The sequence below is a fragment of the Paenibacillus farraposensis genome, assembly GCF_020736845.1.
GTDB lineage: Bacteria > Bacillota > Bacilli > Paenibacillales > Paenibacillaceae > Paenibacillus > Paenibacillus farraposensis.
On record NZ_JAFFQR010000095.1, the window covers coordinates 27236 to 48590 of the forward strand.

Sequence of the window (21355 nt, forward strand, 5' to 3'; positions counted from 1 at the left end):
ATTCTGTTCCTGACAGCATCACCTTGCGCGTCGGCGCCACATGGCAATTGTTTCAGAAAATAGCATCCTTGTTCCTCGGAAAAAAGATTAAGTAAGGTGGAGGCACACGGATGGACTACATCAATCGTGAAATAAGCTGGCTTCAATTTAACCGGCGTGTTCTTCAGGAAGCTCAGGATGAAAATACGCCTTTATTGGAACGGACAAAGTTCATATCGATTGTTTCAACCAATCTGGACGAGTTTGTCAGCGTCAGGGTCGCCGGACTCATGGATAAAATCAGGGCTGGGAATCAGGAGGTCGATTTTACCGGCTTTACTCCGCCGCAATTACTGGAAAAAGTCATCGCGATGATCGAGCAATTGGTAGCCGATCAATATGCCGCGCATGAGCGGATTCTGCAGCTACTGAAGAAAGAGGGTATCATTTTTGCCAGTTACCACGAGTTAGAGCCTGAGCAGATGAAAGAGATGCAAAACTATTACTTTCAAAAAGTATATCCTGTACTGACTCCTTTGGCGATTGATAAAAGCCGTCCATTTCCACTGATTCGTACCAAAAGTGTCTATTTGGCTGTCGTTTTAAAACCGCCTTCTCACGTATCAAGCAAGGAACTTTATGTGGCGCTGGTTGAAATTCCATCCAATCTGCCCCGCTATATTGAAGTTCCATCTTCATCAGACCGAAATAAACGGAAGTTTATTTTGCTCGAAGATTTGATCAAACATCATATTCACACCCTGTTTACTACATATTTGCCGGTTACCTATCATACTTTCCGCTTAACACGCAATGCCGACCTCGATTTAAACGAAGAGGAAGCTGAGGATTTGCTTGATGAAGTGGAAAAATTGCTGGGAGCCAGAAAATGGGGTACTCCGATTCGATTGGAGATCGAAAATGGGTTTGATCCTTTGGCATTGGAATTTCTAAAAAAAGAACTGGAAGTCGATCGCCCATTTTTGATTACAAATAACGGACCTACTGACTTGAGCTACCTCATGTCATTTTCCAACTCATTCGAGGGGTATACGCGTCTCCAATATCCAAGATTTGACCCTCTGTATCCACGCGAGTTCACAAAAAGGGATGATTTTTTTGCTGTACTACAAAAAAGAGATGTTCTCTTATTTCTACCATACGAGTCGTTTAATGCCGTCAACGATTTTATAAGACAATCCGTAGTCGATCCTTTCGTAATGGCAATTAAAATGACTTTGTATCGCGTAAACGGCAATTCGCAGATTATCCAGTCTTTGATTCATGCGGCCAAAGAGGGCAAACAAGTAACGGTCGTCGTTGAATTAAAGGCCCGATTCGATGAAGCCCGCAATATCGAATGGGCAAAAGAACTGGAAAAGGCCGGTTGTCATGTCGTTTACGGCCTTCCCGGATTAAAAATCCATGCCAAAATGATTTTGATCGTTCGCAAGGAAGCAAATTCACTCAAGCGCTACGTACACATTGCTACCGGAAATTATAATGAAGTATCGGCGCGAATATTTACAGATATCGGGCTATTTTCAGCCAACCCGAAAATCAGTGAAGATGTTTCTAATTTGTTCAACCAAATTACGGGGTTTTCTATTCCGAGCCAGTGGCATCACCTTAGCGTGGCTCCAGCCCATTTGAAGCAGCGGCTGCTGTGTTGTATTCAGAAAGAAGCGGAAAACGCCGCTCATGGCAAACCTGCGAGAATTATCGCCAAGATGAACTCATTGTCAAATAAACAGCTCGTTAATGAGCTGTATGCCGCTTCCCGAGCAGGTGTCCGGATTGAGCTGATCGTACGCGGCATCTGTTGCCTGCGGCCGGGAATTCCCGGCCTGAGCGATAATATTACCGTCCGCAGCATTGTCGACCGTTTTTTGGAGCATTCCCGCATTTTTTATTTTGAGAATGCCGGGGCACCGCAGGTTTGGCTGTCCAGTGCGGACTGGATGACCAGAAATATGGACAAGCGAATTGAATTGATGTGCCCACTATTAGATGAGGACCACCAATCGGTCGTGATTCAATATTTATTGCTGCTGCTGAATGATAATGTCAAAGCCCGGCAGCTGCTTTCCGATGGCCGGTATGTCATGGCGCACAACGTTGAACCTCCTTGCCGCAGCCAAATAGAAGCTAGGAGACTTGTAGCCGAGAACAACAGCCCCGTGCCGGTTCAAGACGACCATATCAGTCCGTTGTCAGCCTCTGCCTACCCGGACGAGTCAGACCTGATTCACTGATCGTTGTTTGAGTCTCCCCGGTATCGGTATTGCTGAATCAGCTCCTGTAATGTATCCAGAAGATGCGGTGCCATATTCAGAAGCTTGTCGTATATTGTGGGCGAGGTCTCCAAATAGGTGGTTTGAACGCCCGTTTTGCCGATGATGAGAAAAGCAAAGGGGGTAACGGTTACACCCCCACCTGTACCGCCTCCAAATGGTGCTGCCTGACTGGCTGCTGACTGGCTTTGCTTGCCCAAATCACTTCCTCCCGCAGCAAAGCCATAGCTTACTTTACAGACAGGGATGATCAGGGTGCCGTCGGACGCGGCAACCGGTTCCCCCATCGTGGTATTGACGTTCACCATGTCCTTTAATTGGCCCATTGCCGTTTTAACAAAAGATTGTAACGGATGCTCTGTCATTTCAATTCACCTTTCGCTGCAATTGTCTCTCTTTTCATTGTGGTCATGGCGGAATAAGAATAAACCAGGGTTCGGGCAATCTCGGGTTGACTCTCTAGTGAACAAGAAAGGATTCAAGGAGGTAGCCAATCTATTCAGGCCTTAGCAAGAATAATTGGGCCTATCATTGGAGGTCAAATCTATGTATCACTTGGTCATGTCGCACCCGCTTTTATGGGTGTGATCCTTGTAGCAGCGGCAATACCCGTTTTGTATAAGGGTACACATGTAAATATGTAAACTACCTACTTTACTTCTTTTATGGAGCATCCTTGAACTAGGCGCAATTCAAGTACAGTCCTTTACTCGGCATTACTCACCATCAAAAGAATTCGACGGACTTCCTCTTGAATTTCAAAATCGAGGGTATTCCAGTGATCGTATAACATTTTCCTATGTGAAGCGTATTTCCCCCTCCCTTTTCGTTTTCTCAATAAATCTATAGCTAGATATTCAGCAATTCTTAAAAGATAAAATCGGATATAATCCTTCGGCATTCTTAGGTGAACCTTCTGCATCCTCAGGTAATACATTCCAGTCAATCTGGTGATAGTCCTTATCCTGTAGAGCTTTGTCTTGCGTTTCCATACCTTTGGGATCGTTTCCCTGCCATGTCATATGACCGCCTGGAAATCGAATCACTCTTGTGGAAAAATCCTGCCCCAGAATAGCATGTCCTTCCTTAACCATTCTTTTATTAAATGTTTGCCCCATCATTTTCTTCCGCTGCTTTTCCTACCGAAAAAGCGTTGCTTTCACATTTTCTTTTTTAAGAATATCTAATGTTTTAGGCGTTGCGATTAATGATGGCCTACCGTCTATGCCCTCAGGTCTCAGGAGGATTCAACTGTGGTATAAATTGAACTTTGAATCATATGCATTGTCCCAAGCACCAGACTGGTTAACAATATAATCAAAATAGCGATAGTTATCACTGTTATAATGAACTCTTTGTATTTCATATACTCACTTCTTTCCTTGCCTAGCTATTTACCATACTAGTCAGCTTTTATTTAACGAACAACAGTCAAAGCTTACAAAAATCTTAACATTTTTGTAAGGTTTCAGCTTGACTGCATGCCATCGTTAAAAATCAGTTTTGCGGACAATATCCAAGTGACAGATATTCGATGGATTTTTAAGCTGATTCATGAAGAAGGGTGAGCAGGATTATAGCAATAAAATAAGGCTCCATATGCCGAATCAGAATCAGCAAAAGGAGCCTCATTTTCGATTTATCATTCACTTCTATGGATTCCTGGCGACATACAACATTTAACACGTGGTTTTTGAATGTATAATATCTTTCAGCTCCATCAGGTTTTTTATCTCATAAGTGGGTTGAACTCCGGACGTATTTGTCTTTCCGCCAGGATTGAACCAACAGGTATCAATGCCGTATTGGTGGCCGCCTTGAATATCCGAGGTCAACGAATCACCGACCATAAGAACCTTGCTTTTATCGGAAATGGCCAGCTTGGTAAAGGCGTGATCGAAAATACCGGCTTGTGGTTTCTGGCAGCCTACCTCCTCTGAAATAACCACCTGCTCAAACATATGGCGCAGCGGCGAAAGCTGAAGTCTGGACGTTTGCACCTCTTTAATTCCATTCGTAATAATTGCCAAACGACAGTCGGACAGCATTCCACATAATTCAGCAGCTCCGTCGATCAAAAAAGCACCTTCACCCAAATAATGTAAATAAACAGCACTGAAATCATCTGAATTGAAATCCAGCTTATGTACGGCAAACAGTCGCTTGAACCTCTCCACTCGCAGCTGCGCCGTGGTAATATGTCCTTCCTCTGCTTCCCGCCACAGGACATTATTGATTTCATCATAGCTGGCCTTATACTCTGTGGCCCCGTGTGGCAAGCCAAATTGGGTAAACGTATGATGTAGCGCATGACCCTCTGCCTTTTTAAAATCAAACAGTGTATCATCGATATCAAATAAAACAACTTCGTATTTCATGGTTCCCTCCATTCGACGTTCATGTTGATTATGCGTTTAAAATGAAACGACCGCAAGACTGATTGATAATCTGAGGCGGTCATTTCTCTTTAAACGCTTTTAATTCAATGATCTGTACAAATCATATCGGCCAAGTCCGCTTTAAATTTCTTTAGTGCCCTGTGTTTTTTCAGTGAAGAAGTAAAGCAGCGATAAAAGTGGTAAAACAGTTCCAATGAGTGCTGTGAAACCCCAGCCGATGTAGGCATAAGCCCAGCCTCCTAAAGATGACCCAACCGCTCCACCAATAAAGAAGATGGACATGAAGAGACCATTCAGGCGACCTCTTGTCTCACTCCCCAATGAATATATGGCGCGCTGTCCAAGGACAAGATTTCCGGATACCGCCATATCCAGCGTAATCGCAGAAATGAAAAGAATGACGAGGGCTGTAGTGGAATGGTCTTGAAACAGATAGAGCAGCAAAAAAGAGAGCACAGCTATGATCATAGCTAATCCGGTCAACAAGCGGGTCCAGCCCTTATCTGCCAGCTTTCCGGCAATCGGCGCTGCAACTGCCCCGCCCACTCCAACTAATGCGAACAATGCGATCCCCTGCTGAGACATCCCGAAATCGTGTGCTAGCCGTAAAGGAACTGTTGTCCAGAAAAGACTGAATGCTCCGAATAAGCAGGCTTGATAAAAAGCGCGGCGGCGCAACACAGGGGTTTGTTTGAAAAGAACGCCCAATGAGAAAATCAGTTTGCCATAGTTCACCGTAGGCGAAGGCTTACGCTCAGGAAGAGCACGCGACAACAGAATGGTCAGCAGAGCGACCACAACAGCCGATAAGGAAAATACAGCTTGCCAGCCCCAAAGGCTGGTGATTAAGCTTGCGACCGGCCGGGCAAACATAATTCCGAGCAAAAGCCCGCTCATCACGTTCCCTACTACGCGGCCACGCTGCTCTTCCGCTGCCAGATAGGTGGCATATGGCACCAGAATCTGGGCTACCACGGAGCCCAGTCCAATAAACAGCGATGCAATTAAAAACAGCGCTCCATTCGGGGAGAATGCTGCCGCCAGCAGCGCACATATCACAACGGCCAGAGCGATAACTGCAAGCTGCCGATTCTCAATGATATCACTGAGCGGGACGATAAACAGCAGTCCTGCAACGTAGCCGATTTGAGTCAAGGTGACGATTAATCCGGCTACAGCCGAAGAAAGGCCCATTGCGGCACCAATCGGACCAACCAGTGTTTGGGCATAATACAGATTGGCGACGATCAGACCGCATGCAGATGCCAACAGCAGCATCATCCAACGTGAAATGCCCTTACTTTCCTTGGTTAAACTTTTTTGCATGATCATCCTTCTCCTCTTTTTCTTGTTTGAATGAACGCAGGACAACATATTTAGCATGGCTGTTATCCAAATTTAAATACTATACGTTCAGTTCATTAATTCGATAAGTAAATAATATACTGAACGTACCGTTTTGTAAATAGGTAATTTCGTTTTCTTTTTATCCGAATGTTTAGTATACTGAACGTACCGTTTTTATTTAAGGAGAGGATTATGATGCAGCGCAAAAGAGGACGTCCACGGAATGTTGAAACGCAAAATTCCATCCTATCCGCTTCCTATGATCTGCTATTGGAGGGTGGGTTTGGCGCAGTTACCGTAGAGAAAATTGCCGAACGCGCCGGAGTCAGCAAGGCCACGATTTATAAATGGTGGCCGAATAAGGCCGCTGTTGTCATAGATGGCTTCCTGGCTGCGGCTGCGGAAAGGCTGCCCATACCGGACACAGGTTCAGCTTTTCAGGATTTACTCATTCACGCTACCAATGTCACTCGGTTTATGCTCAGCCGTGAAGGAACAATCATTACGGAGTTGATTGGTGAAGGCCAGTTTGATGCAGGACTGGCAGAGGCATATCAGACCCGGTATATTCACCCTCGCCGGCTTGAGGCCAGGCAGCTTTTGGAACGGGGAATTCGGAGTGGAGAATTAAAGGATAAGCTTGATATCGAATTAAGTATTGATCTCATATATGGACCTATTTTTTATCGCTTATTGGTTACCGGGGGGCCTTTGGACGATGCGTATATAGAAAATTTATTAAACTCTGTATTTCAAGGGATAAAAGCGAAGTGAAAGGAAAAACGAAAGCATGGTTTCGCTTTATGGAATCCATGCTTTCGTTTTTATATGCACACGATTATGTTTTCGGCTTCCGTTTGGTGGCATCAATTTCAGATGGCTCCGCAATCGACGCAATTTTCTCCGTGAATCTCTCCCAAACTCCTAAGGTGTTATTTTATTTCCCGAATTTTTTTGCAGGAGTATAAATAAAATCTTTTCAAGTAGCAAAGTTCGCGGCCCAGTTAAATATTGACAATTGGATTGATTTGTTTCAAGATGAAATAATAAAGGAAATAGAATATCGGTCAAAGTGTAATCGATTGATATGTCACTGATCGCAATGAAAAATAGAAGGCATTAATGACGGCACCCAAGACTTGGTTAACGAATATGTACCTGCAATACCTCCGAGCATAACCACGCCAGCCAAACTTTGGAACAACTCTTCCCATTTTTCCTAGAAATACATTTTTCCTAAAGTGGTTGTCTGGTGGTTGTCTGCGATTTTCGTAGAATTCCTTTTCATTTGGGAGAGTTGTATTTTTTTATTGAAAAAGCTCGGTAATTCATGAATAGTGAGCTTATTTATTCATTGATACACGAAACTGCTCACATACTTGGGTTATGCATTCTTTCAAATAATGCACGATCTCCGGTACATGCTCCGGTTGGGTATGTGGCGAAATGACAAAAAATTTACTGACATAAAGCGGAATTTGCCGGCCTTCAACGGTCTTGACCAGAAGATGTTTCTTTGTATCCCCGAAGAACATCCGATCGCGATGTTTGCCCAATTTCTCAAATAGCTGTTCATTCAATTGATTGTTCCGCTCGATATCCTCCCAAGAACTGCTTCCGCTTATTTCTTCGGCAAACCGCGGGCCATCTGGCGGATAAATGCGGATCAGTGTTGATATTCCCAGGTTGTCCGGGTTGGCAATATCGGCCCCGGAATTTCCACAACAAGCCGTTCACGAAATTGCAAACTCACCTCCAGAAATTGGGCAAGAAGACGCCGATAGCCTTCTACCCCAAAGGCCAACAGCGAACTGTACATGCTGATGGAGCTGGCCATCCGAGAGCATTCCAACGTATAGCCGGTGTGATACTCACCGTAGCCGCGGTGTCCGACATAAGGGGTTTCGTCCGCATCAAGCTCTAGAAGCCCAAGATCCGCTGCATTTTTGAGCAGAAACAGGCTTGAGACATAAGGTGATTGTCCGAGTTTTTGAAAATCGAAGCACATGGAGTCAGCCAGAGAAAGATGTCTCATCTTCTCCTGAATAGAAGTCAGCATCCCGATGACACCCGTGCTGAATTGGTGTGTGTTCTTTTCCAGGTCGTAATCGTTGAAGACGGCAAAAAAACCGCCCAGAGCCGAATCTGCATGAATGTGCGGGCACGGCAACCCGAATTGCTCCGAAAATTCCTCGGCAACGGTACGGATTTGGAGGACATCGTCAATACCCATGGCATCTGTTGTCCCTGTTGTTGCCACTATATACACAGGCACGCCTCCGCCTACAGCGACCGCCGCCATTTTACATCTCAAATCATCCACATCCATAGAACTGTCGGATAAAGCTTTTACTTTGATGAGGTGATCACTGCCGATCCCGGACGCTTCCATCGACTTGAACAGGCTGTAATGGGCCAATTCCGAGCAAAAGGCATACAAGTTGTCCGGAACCCCGTGCTTTAGCGCATTCGGGTCATATTTGGCAATGGCAATCCGCAATCCGGAAAATATGGAGCCCTGACCTCCCCAAGTGGTATAGCCCCCGCTTGTCCCGGCATCATAGCCCACCAGCTTGGACATCATCGCCATTACTCTGACCTCAGCCTCGGCTCCGGCAGGCCCGTAAACATCCCAAATATTGTTGCCGTTCACCAGCATCGCGGACAACACGCCCAATATTCCGGGAATGGAGGCCATTGGCAGTATATTCGCAAAAAAATACTTTGTATGGTAAGGATGTCCGTGCAGCAACTGCAATAGCGCTGCGTTCACCTCCTTCATAGGAGCACCTTCATAGGGAATCTGACTTTGTGCAACCAATTGACCGTAAAAATCCCCATCCCGCTGTTTCTCTCCTTTGAGATTGACAGCTTTGGGGTTCTTCAGCTCATCTACGCCGCTAATCATTTGCTCGATCAGTTTCATGATCCATTTTCGTTGTAACAAGTTTCCGTCTTCGCTTGGAAACCAATTTCTAACATCCGATTTACTGTGCATTTCCATCTGAATCCTCTCCCCATTGTTCTGAGTGTGTAGAATCCTCTTTGAATCTTGAAGTTGAAGAAATCCCTGTTTGCAGAAGTATTGATAGACAGGCAGCTTACCTCGAGGATTTTATTGCTTTACATTTCTAAATTATACAATGAAATAATAGAGATGAATAGATATTTGTTCCATCATATGTAGTAATTAATAACTGTAAAGCTTACGAGTTTTGCATCCTAAAATCTGCTGTACAATAATCGTTACAACGGCAGCAAAAAATAATGCTTCTTATTTTACAAAGCATTATTTTTTGGATGATATGTTTGGTGGATTCTTGCTATCTACTTTTCACAAGAAGCTGAATCGCTTCTTTAACCAGCTTATCTGTATCTCCTCCAGCCTCTTGCTCTTCCATAATGCAGCGTTGCAGATTTTCGGCTACAATTTGCGCAATTGCTTTATCTGAGGCATTGCGTACGGCTGACAATTGGCTGACGACGTCCTTGCACGATTTTCCCTCATCCATTAAGCGAAGTACCCCACGGACTTGGCCCTCAATTCTTCTCAAGCGTGTTTTCAGTTCATCAGTGTAATTATATTCCATGAGCACTGCACTCCCTTTTTGATTTACGACATACATGTATAGGTATATTATAAATCAAAAAAATAAATAGGACACCCTATATAAATAAATTAACCCTCCCCTGCGAAGCCTCACCCAAATAGGCGGCAACTCCGGCATATTCCAAGCCGTCGACTAGCTCCTCTTGCTGCAGCCCCAACAGATCCATTGTCATGGTACAGGCTATGAGCTTAACCCCTTGCTCTTGCGCCAGCTCAATAAGCTGCGGAAGAGCAAGCGCATTGTGCTTTTTTATGACGTGCTTGATCATCTGTGGTCCAAGCCCTGCAAAATTCATTTTGGACAGTGCGAGCTTTTGCGGACCGCGCGGCATCATCCAGCCGAAGGCTTTTTCAAGTATTCCTTTATTCGTCCTCACCAGCTCATCTTTACGCAGCATGTTTAATCCCCAAAACGTAAAAAAGATAGTTACTTCATGCTCGTATGCTGCCGCTCCATTCGCAATAATGAATGCAGCCATCGCTTTATCCAGGTCCCCGCTGAATAATACAATTGTTGTTTTGGGATGAGTAGGTCCCTGTTCCGCGGTTAAAGTCATATGGACTCGCTCCCCTCAGTCTCTCCTGTCCATTCAGCTATGCCTAAAAGGACGGATTTGACGTTTGTGGCGCCATTCTTCGCCAATAACTGGCAAGCCATTTGGCTGCGTGCTCCAGCGTGGCAAATCACTGCAATCTCTTCATTCAGCTTGAGCTCACCCAGTCTGTTCTCCAGTTCGCCCAGCGGGATGGACTTCGATCCAGGGATATGCTTTAACGCAAATTCTGCAGGCTCCCGCACATCCAGCAGTAGTAGGTTCCCCCTTTCAGCCAATTTTGTCTGCAGCTCTTCGTTGCTTATGGTTGATGTCAATATAGGTTCGGCCTCCGCTTCAGCAGGCTGCCCTTTGCGCAAATAATGATGCATGACATTTTCGTTTTGAAAAGTGCCTATAAATTGATGCCCGGTGCTTTGAGCCCAACTCTGAAAATCCGCTAATGAACCCTTGTCAGTCACTTGCACCTCCATAACCTGCCCTGCTTTGAGCTCCTTCATCACTTTTTTGGTTTTGACAATCGGCATAGGACAAGCTAGTCCCTTGCAATCAAGAATATAATCTGCCTGGATGTGATTGGATGACATAATATATACCTCCACTTGTTTTTTTCAAAGGGTAACGCTTTAATTTATTATACATATACCCCTATATGTATATAAGATATCGGAGTCTGCTCTCATTGTCAACCTGTTTGCCGATTTAAGCTCATACACAAATGAGTTCCATTCTTGAAATTGCAAAGCCATACAAAAAAAAAGCCACGCAAAGGCGTGACTTTTGTTGCATACACAAAAACTATTCGTCTATTTCCATTAGTTCCGGCAGGTCCAGTGACATCGAGATATTGCAGAGCATACCTCTGGCAAGAAAAAGCATCGTTCTTTCCCGTGCTTGCTCAATACCTGCATGACGAAAAAGCATCATAAACCATCGTATAAATATCACGGAATCCCTGCTGCATCACACTGACAACTTCTCCCTCAAAGATGGTCTGCGCCTGCATTTGCAAAAGGATTTCATGACGATATGCCTTCATAATTTGCGAATAAGCTGCAACCAGCTGCGGCTCCAGCTGTTCAGATGGGCTTGAATGAATAACCTGTAGAAAAGATTCCAGAATACGTGCAAAGGAAACCTTCAAGGCTTCAATCAGTAACGCTTCCTTGGTAGCGAAAAACCGGAAAACATACGGCTGTGAAATGTTGGCCCGTTCTGCCACTTTGGCAGTCGTGGCCCGGTAATAGCCTATCTCTGCAAACACTTCAATCGCGGCCGATATAATTTCATTTTGGCGGTAGTTGCAAGGGAAAAAGACTAAATGGCCCAATTCCCTTGGCGGAACACAGCTTCTTTGCTACCGTCTTGCAGCTCGCCGTCAATATCCAGCTCGGCTGAACCGATCATAAAATCGACATGTGTCAAGCTCACATTGGCACCTTTCCGGAGCAATTCCTCCCGGCTCATTTCGGTTCCTTTTTCCATGTTGAAAGGATATGCACTGCCCAGAGCCAGATGACAGGAGGCATTTTCATCAATTCCCGTATTGTAAAAAATACGATTGAGATTGGAAATCGGCGAATCGTGCGGCACCAGTGCAACTTCACCCAAGTAGCTGGCTCCTTCATCGGTAGCGAGCAGATGAGTCAGATGTTCTTCGCCGGATTCCGCTCTATATTCAGTAACCTTGCCATCCTTAAAGGTAAAGGTAATGTGATCCACCAGTTGTCCATTCAAATTCAGCGGCATGGTGCTGGTGACATAACCATTCACACCTGTACGCTTAGGCATCGTGAACACTTCTTCTGTCGGCATATTGGCCACAAAATAATCTCCACGCTCGTTTTCACCGCCGCCGCTGCGCCAAATGTGCCCCTCAGCCAATTCAATTTTCAAATCTGTTCCAGGAGCGCGATAGTGCAAGCTTTTATACTTTTTGTGGTTCAGCTTGTTTTGCAGCTGTTCGAGATTTTTCAAATGCTCCTTCCAATTCTGAACGGGATCAGAGCCGTCTACACGGTTCATTTGGAAAATCGTATCCCACATGATACGAATACGATCCTTTTCCTCCACATCGGCAAATACTTTATCGGCCCAAGCCTTCGTCGGCGCTTTAATCAGGCACCAGCTAATTTTATGATTTCGGGTATATTGGGAAAAGCCTTCTCTCGCCTTGACTGCCGCCTTCGTCGCACGCGACACCTTCTGCGGATCAATGCCTTGATACAGATCGGGATTCGGCACTTTAATGGTTAGCGTGGCCCCGCCCTCTGCGGCGAGCTTTTCCATCATTTCCGTCTTCCAGGCCGGGTAGTAATCAAAGCAAGCTTCGTCACCATGCTCAAAACGACTGCGTGTAATCTGATCGTCCTCAAATTCTACCTGTACATATTTAGCTCCTGCTTCATACGCTTTGCTGACAATCAGACGCGTGAAATCAATGGTTTCCAGCGGTGCAGTAACCAAAAACACCTGTCCGGGCTGTATATTGACACCCACTCTTACAACCAGCTCTGCATATTGCTCCAGCAATTCTTCAAATGAACTCATTTTTCCACCCTCCTGTTCCATTTTTATTCGATTTCAAAGTTATCATTACAGTATGGATTGCTTCTCCAATTCACGCAGCGCCACTCTTCGAATTTTGCCCGAGCTGGTTTTGGGGAGTTCCTGAACAAACTCTATTTTTCGCGGATACTTGTAAGGTGCTGTCAAGGCTTTAACATGCTGCTGCAGCTCCTTGACCAGCTCCGCTGATCCTTCTACTCCGGCTTTAAGCACAACAAAGGCCTTGACGACATGTCCGCGCATTTCGTCAGGACTGGCAACAGCAGCACATTCCTGCACGGAACCATGCTTCATGAGTGCTTCCTCTACCTCAAAAGGACCGATGGTATAACCAGAGCTGATAATAATATCATCGCCGCGTCCTTCAAACCAGAAATACCCATCCTCGTCCTTGCGGGCCCGGTCTCCTGTAACAAAGTAATCCCCGTTGATACTGGCTAATTTGCGCTCCGGATCATGGTAATATGTATGGAATAATGCCGGCATATCAGCACGCACTGCAATATCGCCGACTTGGCCCGGGGGCAGTGGAACGCCATCCTCGCCTATGACCTCAACCAGACCCGGCGCAATGGATTTCCCCATCGAACCAAAACGCAGAGGGGCGTCCTTTAAGTTACCGATAATCAGTGTGCTCTCCGTTTGGCCGTAACCGTCACGAATCGTAAGGTTGAACTGTTCCTGGAACTTGTTAATAACTTCCTGATTGAGAGGTTCTCCCGCAGAAACCGCGCTGCGCAATTGAGACAGATTGTACTGATCCAGGTCATCCGTCTTCGCCATAATCCGATATTCCGTAGGCGTACAGCATAGCACCTGAATTCCGTACTGCTGCAAGAGCTGCAAGTAGCGGCCGGGACGAAACGAGCCATGATATACGAATCCGGTCGCCCCATTCCCCAAAACGGATAAAAACGGGCTCCAAATCCATTTTTGCCAACCCGGTGCAGCTGTAGCCCAGACTGTATCTGAAGCCTGGATATCCAGCCACGGAGATGTTATACGCAGATGCGCATACCCCCAGCCATGGCTATGTACAACGCCTTTGGGATTTCCTGTAGTCCCCGAGGTATAGGCCAGAATGGCCATGTCGTCACGATGGGTTTTCACCGCTTCAAAACGATCATCCTGTCCGTCCATCAGCTCATCCAGCACGAACCAGCCAGATGCAGGTGCCGGATTGTCATCGGAGACCATGATCCGATAATCCAGAGCAGGCAAATCATCAGATATGTTGTCTACTTCACCGGTTACCCCGGCCCAGGCAATCACCCCGCGTGCTTGTGAATGACGGAGACGATAAGCAATATCTTTGGACCGCAGCATTTCCGAAGAAGGAATAACGGCAAGTCCCAGCTTCAGGCAGGCCAGATAAATCACATACGCAATAATACGGCGTGGTATTATGACCAGAACCCTGTCTCCTTTATTCAATCCCAGACCTGTGAGTCCTCCAGCCAGTTGATTAGCCTTTTTCAACAGCTCTCCGTAGGTGATTTCCTCGTATTCTCCCGTCTCACTTAACCACTTGAGTGCTGTTTTATCAGCATCATGGTGTTCCATTTCCGAAGTTATATTGTAATGTTCAGGCGCATGCCATTGCAGCTGAGTTGTCAAATTGTACATTCCCCTTTATCCATAAGATGAAAGCCATAATCTTATTGTATTATAGCACGTCCTAGTACCAGGTTCTAAATGCAACATAAATTTTTTTAGAAAAATTCATCGTTTGTTAAGCTGACGCCAAAAAGAAAGAGCCTGTTTTGACTCTTTCTTTTTGATGCTGACGTCTTTGAAATGAGTCTTATTCGAGTCCCACCACTGTAGAAGCCGCCTCCTGTCCATTGACGAACAATGCAATCCGGTGTACTCCCGAATAATGGCGGCGGGTTGTCAGATCTGCGAAATGGTGTGTTCGTGTACCTGTAAGACGCGTTCCTCCGGGAACCGTCTTGTCGGAAAGCAAAAACATTTTACGTGAGACATGTCCTTTTGCCTTTACAAAGTCGATACCGTATTCGACACGGACCCGTACTGCTTCACCTCCTCGAAGCTGGATTACATAACTCAACTCACAGCTATCACCGATCTTCAGCATGGCTGGGTTTGCAGTCAAGGACGCTTGCGTGACCAACGGCTCGCCATCCATGTCATCCGCATAGCCGAACAGTGCCATCACCTCCGGATTGGATTTGCGAATCAAAGTCCGGCAACCGTGGCGCACAATCCAGTCGGTGTCAGGATTTGTACCTTTCCAGCGCCTGGCCGTCACAATAACCGTATCGGGATGGTCCTTGGCAATATCATTCAGGTTGTTGGCTACACTTTTACGTACATACAGGGATGGATCAGCCTTCAATAATTCCAATACAGCCAGGACTGGAGCCGGGTCGCGTTTAAATATAGGCAGCGCCTGCCCCCAAGGTAACCGCGGGCGACAGCCTTCACTCGCAAGACGACGGACATGCTCGCTTGGGTGGCCCGCCCAGGCCGTCATTTGCCGCATCATCCGCTCGGGCTCATGCAGCAAAAAGGGCCTCACGGCAAACTCCGCGGAGGATTTGGACGTGAAGCGCTCCAGTGCCTTCATGGAAAGGTCCCAATGCTGTTTTCCCTGCCCAAATACCTCGACAAAATCGGGGAAGAACAAGTACGGAAAACCGCTGCAATGCTCGTCTATGGCAAGAAGAATATTAAGCGCTTCTTTATAACGATTGGGCAAGCATGCTCCCAGCGTTAACGAAATACGGCGAATTCGTTCTTTTAGCTCCAGCTCATTCCACGTCTCGTCCATGACTTGCAGAATAAATTTCTGGGTATCAAACGAGCTATAAGCCGTTTGTACTCTTTCACCAAAAAGGCGAAGAAAATCCTCTGTGTATATATTTTTTAAAGGCTCGGCCATCTCGTATCTCCTTTTGTATCCGAATGTAACGATAGATTTATATCTTCGTCTATGATAACCATAAATGATGCTCTAGCCCAGCACCAAAATAATCAGCTTCAACGTGGTGAAGCCAGACATACTAAAAATGCCAGGCCCTCCTGATGAGGACCTGACATTTTGCATGCGTGGCTTATGAATTATGGAAAGGGGCAATTTCTCCAATCTCCTCTGATGGAATCAAACTGGCGAATATCCTTGACCAGGAGCATAACCAAACCGCACAATGCAGTAATCAATCCGCTGAAAAAAAGAACCTCACTCAGAGCAAACCGTAAAGCTAACGCCCTTCCAATCAAGGCTCCTAATGGCAGAGCTGTGCTCGACAAGGTGTTAAGAAAGGCGGTAACACGTCCCAGTAACGGCAGCGGTGTAATAATTTGAATCAAAGGCGTCTGCAGTACATTGATGATGCCTGTAAAAACGCCTACCGATAAAATAGGCTACATACAGCAAGCTGTAATAGATCGGTGAGCCATAGGATACAGCGATGGAAGGCATGGCAATTACCAAGATCGCCATCGAAAAGTTCGTCAGCGCAAAGAACGGAAGCAGAATTGCTCGACCATTTGTATATCTAAGGCACGCAGGCTAATGTCAACAAGGTTATTTTCTTTGAGTCAGAGCATGTAGGGGATATTCTGAAAATCTCACTTACCATTCCGAATGAAGAGAACGACCAGTATATCCATCAAATCTTCCAGGTTCAGGATTCACCACTTTACGCAGTAAATGCATCGTCCCGTCCCCTGTCCCATGGTCAAAAGCGTGAATCCGTTCATATCCCCACCGCTCGTACATGGATAGCAGATAGGGATACTTTTCCGCTGTCGCCAGTGTCACCGCAGGGGCGCCCGCCTGATCACGAATAATCGTCTGTTCTACCCAGTTCAGCAGTTTTCTCCCGTATCCTTTGCCATGTGTGGCCGGGTCTACCGCGAACCACATCACAAATGGCAAGTCGGTTATAACCTGAATGACACCATCAACCTCCAGCACATAGCAATCATGGTTTGTAATGTTTTCCTGATTAAGAGCCACGTCTGCCTGAGCGGCAGGCCATTTTAAGTCCTTACTGCCGGATCGTCTCGTACTTAATCAAATATAAAGAATAATATTACTGTAGCACGCTCACGATTGCAGCGACTAATTAATTTTTTCTATAGCTACATTTAAAGTATTTTGGATTAACTACAACAGCATACAGGGAGCGAGTTAAAGCCGCAAGGGTAAAGGGTTTTTGCGATTTTGGAGCGAGTTACATCTACAGGAAAAATTAACGATCTACAAGCATTTTTGCGGGTAATCTGCGGGTAATTTTTTAACCATAAAAGAAAGAGCAGTGAGGTTTTACCCCTCCCGCTCTTTCTTTTCCAGTCCAATATATGGTTTCTTTCTATTTACAAAAAGCCCCCTTTTGATAATACTGGAATTAACTCATTTGGAAGGATGGCCAACATGAAATACTTCAAGCAAAGACTAAGTAAAGAAGATGTACAGACTCTCAGCAAGGAACACATAGAAGCGATAAACGATAAAAAATGAACAAGCGCTAAACTTTTGAACTTGAGTTTGGCGTTTTTGCTAACTGCATACAGTGAGTTATTATGTAAACTAAAAATGAATATAGTATGCATTCATTTTTTTATAATATGTGACATTTTTTCTCATTAGCTGTACAATAATTAAATTGTATTTTATGGAATTAGTAAGGAGATGTGTCTATGTTAACGTTAGAAGAAGTTCAATATCAAATAGAAAACCAGTTGTTTCATAATCGTAATAAGAGTTTATTCTATACCTTAGCTAATGGGGACTTTGTATTAGAGCCATCTGAAGAAACCTTGACAATGCTAAAACATAAGTCAAAAGAGTTAAGTGATTTTATTACTGCTGCTAAAGATGATTCTAACTATCAAGATTTATTAGATTTTGTAGTCGAGAAAAACGTAAAATTGTTTTTGAAAGCAAATCAGTATTTGAATTTTAATGATGAGGATCTTAGGGAACTTGAAGGTGTATACAGACTTTTGTTTAATCAACTTCAACAATTAGGTGCTCAAACAGAGCTGTCTGATAGTGAGGTAGATAATCTATTCAGAGCTCATTATGAAAACCTCCAGTCATTCTTGTTGCAAACAAATGGAGAAAATTTATTTAAAAAATATAAAGAAAGCTCAGATATATTATCTATTCAATGCGCAGAGTATCAATCAGAATTTCAAATAGAACTCTTAAATATCGATTTAACAATGATTCAAGAACCTATATTAGATGTAGGATGCGGATCGCAAGCTCACCTTGTTGAATTTTTACGTGCTAATGGAATTGAAGCCTATGGAATAGATCGTGGTATTGATAGTTCTAATTATTTATTTAATCAAAATTGGCTCGAATATAACTTTAAACCAAATACATGGGGAACAATTATTTCACATATGGCTTTCTCTAATCATTTTATGCATCATCATTTAAGACCTGATGGTGATTTTGAAACGTATGCTAAAAAATATATGGAGATATTACAATCATTGAAATGTGAAGGAAGCTTTTTATATGGGCCAAGTTTATTTTTCATTGAGGAAATATTAATGTCGAGTAATCAGCCTTATAGTATTGAATTTATGGAGAATACCACAAAAATAACGAAGTTAAAATAAGTAGCTTAACTCAAGCTACTTATTTTTATAAGCTACCTATAACGGCGATTATGTTAAATAAACATAAAAAGATATATGTTAATCTTATTCATCAATCGGGCGTAATTGCGGAATTTCACACCTATAAAATGATCAAACTTTTTTATAAAAATTGTATAATTGTTCACATAGAAAGAACCTTTTTGATCAAACTTTATTTCAAAGCAACAGTCATTTGTAGTACAAAAAATAGATAGATAAAGCAGATTTTATTCTGCTCATCTATCTTTTTTTATTTATACCTTATGATGTCTGACATTAAATGAAAATACAATATTATTAAGGGTTTTAATAAATATTTTGACTTTTAATAAAATTAGTTGTTGCCCTTTATCTTGAAAACTCTGTGGACATTAAAAACTTGCCTAGCGGAGGATGGGTAGTTGTTTTTGATGATAATGTGTTACAGACAAAAGATAACGATGGTTTAGTTCACATACTCTTAGAAGCACTGATCCTTAAAATATCAAGCGAAAATTAATGCTAATCAATAACTCCCAGGTCAATCCGGGGAGTTATTTTAATCCTGCCATCTAAGAGGCCGAAATTATATCCTCCAGCTTAACCCAACTATAATTATCTTCCCCGCGAGACAGCTTTACTTCCCTGCGTGCAGTGTTTACGGAAGTTACTACGCCTATAATAGTCATATCGTCGAACGGATCAAATACAGTAACCGTGACCTCTGTACGGCGATTGTATGAGTCTATAAGTGCTCTCTCGATCAAGTGCGTTTCCTGGTCATCAAGTTCCGGTTTGCTGCGCCTCTGTTCCTCTTTCATAAGACGCAATATCCCCTCTCTATGTTCTGGGATAATAATGCGGCTACTTTCCCAAAACCCGTTACCTTCAAGCTTTTTACCCATGGTGTTACCTCCTAGGTGTATTATGTAGAAATTATATAGGGAACATATGTTCTTAACAAGGATTTATTATTGGCAGCAAGACAAAAAATAAACCTCGGAATACTCCGAGGCTTGGTATCTTTAAGATGACATTTGACTATAGTCAACAAAGGCAATCCCATTGCCTGTATAGTATCAGTGTGGTAACATAATAATATAAATAAGGGGAGTCGCAACACTCCCCCTGAACAACGATGTGCCTCACGGCGCGCGCTGCAATACACAGCAAAACCCACCGAAGGACCTTAACCTTTAGCGGTGGGTTTTTCGTTTGTTGCGCTTCGATTTGATCCAACGATAAAACTTGCGTCCACTAAACCAAAGGCTTAGCAGCGTAGCAGTTAGTTTTAAGATCAAATAAAGCACACCAAATGCAGTCATGGCGTCACCCCCTTTCGGGAAGCTGCGCCGTGACCCCACCTGTTGTCCAATCCAAATTATACCACAAGTCCTCTTTTATGAGGGCTTTTTTATTTTGGTTTATCTGCCACATGCTCCATTCAAAAATAAAAAACAAGCTCTGCCGACCATAAGGTTAGCAGAGCTTTTTCTCTCCAATACTTACCGCCTCACTACTGCATAAATGAGCGTTATAATTAATTTGAGGTGGTCTTTTTGTTTATCTCCCCGATGTTACTTGCAACAGCAGACGGGCCGTTCTCGGACTCACGTTATATTTTTGAGCCGAAAATCGACGGCCACCGCTTGATATATTCGCAAAAGAACGGCACTGCACGCTTATTCACGCGCCATAACAACGACTGCACGCGCCAGTATCCGGAGTTGCAGCTACCATTTGAGGATGACATAATCTTGGACGGTGAGATTGCCTGCGTTGACCCGGTGACAGGTATATCCGATTTCGAGTCGATAATGTCCCGCTTCCAGGCGAGGAAAACGGACAAGATCGCCCGGCTTACCGCTGAATTGCCGGTTACTTTCGTCGTATTCGATATTCTGCATTATAAAGGCGTTGATCTCCGGGCGCTACCGTTAACCGAGCGTAAGGCTATTCTCGTCGGTTTGACGATGCCGAGCGCTAATTTCGGCGTTATTCCACATGTTGAGGGCGCCGGCGAAGCGTTATTCGAGCAGATAGAATCTCGGGGCATGGAAGGCGTAGTCGCTAAACGTAAGGATAGTGTATACGTAAGCCGCCGATCAGCCACGTGGCAAAAGGTAATCAACTGGTCCTATGCCGACGTGTACATCACCGGCTACCGTAAAGCTGAGTTCGGATGGCTGGCGGGTGTAGCAACGCCAGATAGTAAAAGAATGCGCCCTGCCGGCATTATCGAGCTTGGCGCCACACCAACGCATAAAAAGGCGTTCTACGGCGTGTCTAAAGCTCTGATAACCGGCGAAGACCGAGAGTATGTTTACGTGGAGCCGCGTATAAAAGCCCGTGTTAAAATGCGGAACTGGACTAAGGCGGGTCTGCTGCGGAGTCCGGTATTCACCGAGTTTATTGTCTAATAGAAAATCCCCGCTAACCTTTATTGGTCGGCGGGGATTGCTTTATTTAGAGTATTCACTTACTTCAAACGTTAAGATACGATCAAACAGCATGTAGTCCTTCCGGTTGCTGAATGGTCCTTTATTGTTATCGTGCTTATTGATGGCGTATGAAGCTGGTCCAGAACCAGCCTGCTTGCCTTCGTACCATGAGATAAAGTCGTTGACTTCTTTCATACTCAAATCAAATTCCTTCTCCAAGCCAGTTGTCATGGTAACTACCAGAATTGCACGATTTCCTGAAGCTTGTTCAGGATCGGATTTTCCCCCTCCACCTCCTTGTGAAGTCGTTGACCCTTCATTGGAGCCAGTTTGACTTCCACCTTTTGGAGTGGTAGATGTCGGCTCTGGTGTGGTACTATTTTCCTTTCCGAATATTTCTATAGTATTAACCGGAGAATTAGCTGATGTACTCTGACTTCCTCCGATAACGTAAATTTGTCCACCTAATGTTACAGCTCCAGCCCCACATCTAGCTTGCTTTAAGCTAGCCTCATAAGACCATTTATTTTGCTCAAAATCAAAGGATTCTACTGTATTA

The 21355-nt window shown here is 44.4% G+C and carries 17 protein-coding genes and 6 pseudogenes; 6 read left to right on the plus strand and 17 right to left on the minus strand.

The features are described from left to right. Positions 1–110: 110 nt before the first annotated feature. Positions 111–2234 (plus strand): polyphosphate kinase 1, encoded by a 2124-nt coding sequence (ppk1, locus tag JO375_RS14980; protein WP_229525218.1) that lies wholly within the window; start codon positions 111–113, stop codon positions 2232–2234. On the opposite strand, the gene ytfJ is transcribed toward ppk1, so the two are convergent. Then, positions 2228–2638, minus strand: a complete 411-nt coding sequence (gene ytfJ / locus JO375_RS14985; protein WP_229525219.1) for a GerW family sporulation protein — start codon at positions 2636–2638, stop codon at positions 2228–2230. The two genes, ppk1 and ytfJ, sit on opposite strands and share 7 nt — an antisense overlap. 93 nt (positions 2639–2731) lie before the next feature. Between ytfJ and JO375_RS14990 the strand changes: the two are divergent. Then, positions 2732–2917 (plus strand): annotated as a pseudogene (locus tag JO375_RS14990) (MFS transporter); the annotation flags it as partial. A 243-nt stretch (positions 2918–3160) separates the two neighbouring features. Here JO375_RS14990 and JO375_RS14995 read toward each other — a convergent pair. The 3 genes and pseudogenes from JO375_RS14995 to JO375_RS15005 all read right to left on the minus strand — a co-directional run. After that, positions 3161–3511: pseudogene (locus tag JO375_RS14995) on the minus strand (polysaccharide deacetylase family protein); the annotation flags it as partial. 441 nt (positions 3512–3952) lie between these two features. Beyond that, positions 3953–4651 carry a YjjG family noncanonical pyrimidine nucleotidase gene (locus tag JO375_RS15000; protein ID WP_229525221.1) on the minus strand — a complete coding sequence of 233 codons (699 nt, stop codon included), beginning with the start codon at positions 4649–4651 and terminating at the stop codon, positions 3953–3955. Positions 4652–4792: 141 nt separating this feature from the next. Then, a complete protein-coding gene (locus JO375_RS15005; protein WP_229525222.1) occupies positions 4793–5998 on the minus strand; it encodes an MFS transporter in 1206 nt (401 codons plus the stop codon). A gap of 216 nt (positions 5999–6214) precedes the next feature. On the opposite strand from JO375_RS15005, the gene JO375_RS15010 reads away from it, so the two are divergent. Further along, entirely contained in the window at positions 6215–6793 is a 579-nt protein-coding gene (locus JO375_RS15010) for a TetR/AcrR family transcriptional regulator (protein ID WP_229525223.1), read from the plus strand. Further along, positions 6790–6987 carry a hypothetical protein gene (locus tag JO375_RS15015; protein WP_229525224.1) on the plus strand — a complete coding sequence of 66 codons (198 nt, stop codon included), beginning with the start codon at positions 6790–6792 and terminating at the stop codon, positions 6985–6987. Before JO375_RS15010 ends, JO375_RS15015 begins: the two co-directional genes overlap by 4 nt. 375 nt (positions 6988–7362) lie before the next feature. Here the strand turns inward: JO375_RS15015 and JO375_RS15020 are convergent. The 10 genes and pseudogenes from JO375_RS15020 to JO375_RS15065 form a co-directional block, all read right to left on the minus strand. Continuing rightward, positions 7363–9023: pseudogene (locus tag JO375_RS15020) on the minus strand (pyridoxal phosphate-dependent decarboxylase family protein). 319 nt (positions 9024–9342) lie between these two features. Continuing rightward, the gene (locus tag JO375_RS15025) at positions 9343–9609 is read right to left on the minus strand and encodes a metal-sensitive transcriptional regulator (protein ID WP_229525225.1); all 267 of its coding nucleotides are present in this window, start codon (positions 9607–9609) and stop codon (positions 9343–9345) included. Positions 9610–9685: 76 nt separating this feature from the next. Beyond that, entirely contained in the window at positions 9686–10186 is a 501-nt protein-coding gene (locus JO375_RS15030) for a DsrE/DsrF/DrsH-like family protein (RefSeq protein WP_229525226.1), read from the minus strand. Further along, positions 10183–10770, minus strand: a complete 588-nt coding sequence (locus tag JO375_RS15035) for a sulfurtransferase TusA family protein (protein ID WP_229525227.1) — start codon at positions 10768–10770, stop codon at positions 10183–10185. Before JO375_RS15035 ends, JO375_RS15030 begins: the two co-directional genes overlap by 4 nt. Before the next feature lie 211 nt (positions 10771–10981). Next, a pseudogene (locus JO375_RS15040) lies at positions 10982–11513 on the minus strand (TetR/AcrR family transcriptional regulator). Further along, the gene (locus JO375_RS15045; RefSeq protein ID WP_229525228.1) at positions 11501–12733 is read right to left on the minus strand and encodes an aminopeptidase; all 1233 of its coding nucleotides are present in this window, start codon (positions 12731–12733) and stop codon (positions 11501–11503) included. Before JO375_RS15045 ends, JO375_RS15040 begins: the two are co-directional and overlap by 13 nt. Before the next feature lie 45 nt (positions 12734–12778). Beyond that, positions 12779–14368 (minus strand): acyl-CoA synthetase, encoded by a 1590-nt coding sequence (locus JO375_RS15050; RefSeq protein WP_229525229.1) that lies wholly within the window; start codon positions 14366–14368, stop codon positions 12779–12781. 187 nt (positions 14369–14555) lie between these two features. Beyond that, entirely contained in the window at positions 14556–15656 is a 1101-nt protein-coding gene (locus tag JO375_RS15055) for a hypothetical protein (RefSeq protein ID WP_229525230.1), read from the minus strand. A 372-nt stretch (positions 15657–16028) separates the two neighbouring features. Continuing rightward, complete coding sequence (locus tag JO375_RS15060) at positions 16029–16217, minus strand: hypothetical protein (RefSeq protein ID WP_229525231.1); 189 nt, start codon at positions 16215–16217, stop codon at positions 16029–16031. Between the two features lie 132 nt (positions 16218–16349). Beyond that, a pseudogene (locus JO375_RS15065) lies at positions 16350–16788 on the minus strand (GNAT family N-acetyltransferase); the annotation flags it as partial. A 631-nt stretch (positions 16789–17419) separates the two neighbouring features. On the opposite strand from JO375_RS15065, the gene JO375_RS15070 reads away from it, so the two are divergent. Further along, on the plus strand, positions 17420–18355 hold the full coding sequence (locus tag JO375_RS15070; protein WP_229525233.1) for a class I SAM-dependent methyltransferase: 936 nt from the start codon (positions 17420–17422) through the stop codon (positions 18353–18355). A 572-nt stretch (positions 18356–18927) separates the two neighbouring features. On the opposite strand, the gene JO375_RS15075 is transcribed toward JO375_RS15070, so the two are convergent. Further along, positions 18928–19260, minus strand: coding sequence for a YolD-like family protein (locus tag JO375_RS15075; protein WP_229525234.1), 333 nt, complete (start codon positions 19258–19260; stop codon positions 18928–18930). Between the two features lie 291 nt (positions 19261–19551). Next, positions 19552–19680 carry a hypothetical protein gene (locus JO375_RS24580; RefSeq protein WP_267497716.1) on the minus strand — a complete coding sequence of 43 codons (129 nt, stop codon included), beginning with the start codon at positions 19678–19680 and terminating at the stop codon, positions 19552–19554. Positions 19681–19914: 234 nt separating this feature from the next. Here JO375_RS24580 and JO375_RS15080 point away from each other — a divergent pair, with 234 nt between their 5' ends. Continuing rightward, positions 19915–20775, plus strand: coding sequence for an ATP-dependent DNA ligase (locus JO375_RS15080; RefSeq protein WP_229525235.1), 861 nt, complete (start codon positions 19915–19917; stop codon positions 20773–20775). 42 nt (positions 20776–20817) lie between these two features. Here JO375_RS15080 and JO375_RS15085 read toward each other — a convergent pair. Then, positions 20818–21355 (minus strand): annotated as a pseudogene (locus tag JO375_RS15085) (Kelch repeat-containing protein); the annotation flags it as partial.

Coding starts and splice junctions, on each gene's coding strand:
- ppk1 (WP_229525218.1), top strand. CDS start 111: ATGGACTACATCAATCGTGAAATAAGCTGGCTTCAATTTAACCGGCGT.
- ytfJ (WP_229525219.1), bottom strand. CDS start 2,638: ATGACAGAGCATCCGTTACAATCTTTTGTTAAAACGGCAATGGGCCAA.
- JO375_RS15000 (WP_229525221.1), bottom strand. CDS start 4,651: ATGAAATACGAAGTTGTTTTATTTGATATCGATGATACACTGTTTGAT.
- JO375_RS15005 (WP_229525222.1), bottom strand. CDS start 5,998: ATGCAAAAAAGTTTAACCAAGGAAAGTAAGGGCATTTCACGTTGGATG.
- JO375_RS15010 (WP_229525223.1), top strand. CDS start 6,215: ATGCAGCGCAAAAGAGGACGTCCACGGAATGTTGAAACGCAAAATTCC.
- JO375_RS15025 (WP_229525225.1), bottom strand. CDS start 9,609: ATGGAATATAATTACACTGATGAACTGAAAACACGCTTGAGAAGAATT.
- JO375_RS15030 (WP_229525226.1), bottom strand. CDS start 10,186: ATGACTTTAACCGCGGAACAGGGACCTACTCATCCCAAAACAACAATT.
- JO375_RS15035 (WP_229525227.1), bottom strand. CDS start 10,770: ATGTCATCCAATCACATCCAGGCAGATTATATTCTTGATTGCAAGGGA.
- JO375_RS15045 (WP_229525228.1), bottom strand. CDS start 12,733: ATGAGTTCATTTGAAGAATTGCTGGAGCAATATGCAGAGCTGGTTGTA.
- JO375_RS15055 (WP_229525230.1), bottom strand. CDS start 15,656: ATGGCCGAGCCTTTAAAAAATATATACACAGAGGATTTTCTTCGCCTT.
- JO375_RS15060 (WP_229525231.1), bottom strand. CDS start 16,217: ATGGCGATCTTGGTAATTGCCATGCCTTCCATCGCTGTATCCTATGGC.
- JO375_RS15070 (WP_229525233.1), top strand. CDS start 17,420: ATGTTAACGTTAGAAGAAGTTCAATATCAAATAGAAAACCAGTTGTTT.
- JO375_RS15075 (WP_229525234.1), bottom strand. CDS start 19,260: ATGGGTAAAAAGCTTGAAGGTAACGGGTTTTGGGAAAGTAGCCGCATT.
- JO375_RS24580 (WP_267497716.1), bottom strand. CDS start 19,680: ATGACTGCATTTGGTGTGCTTTATTTGATCTTAAAACTAACTGCTACG.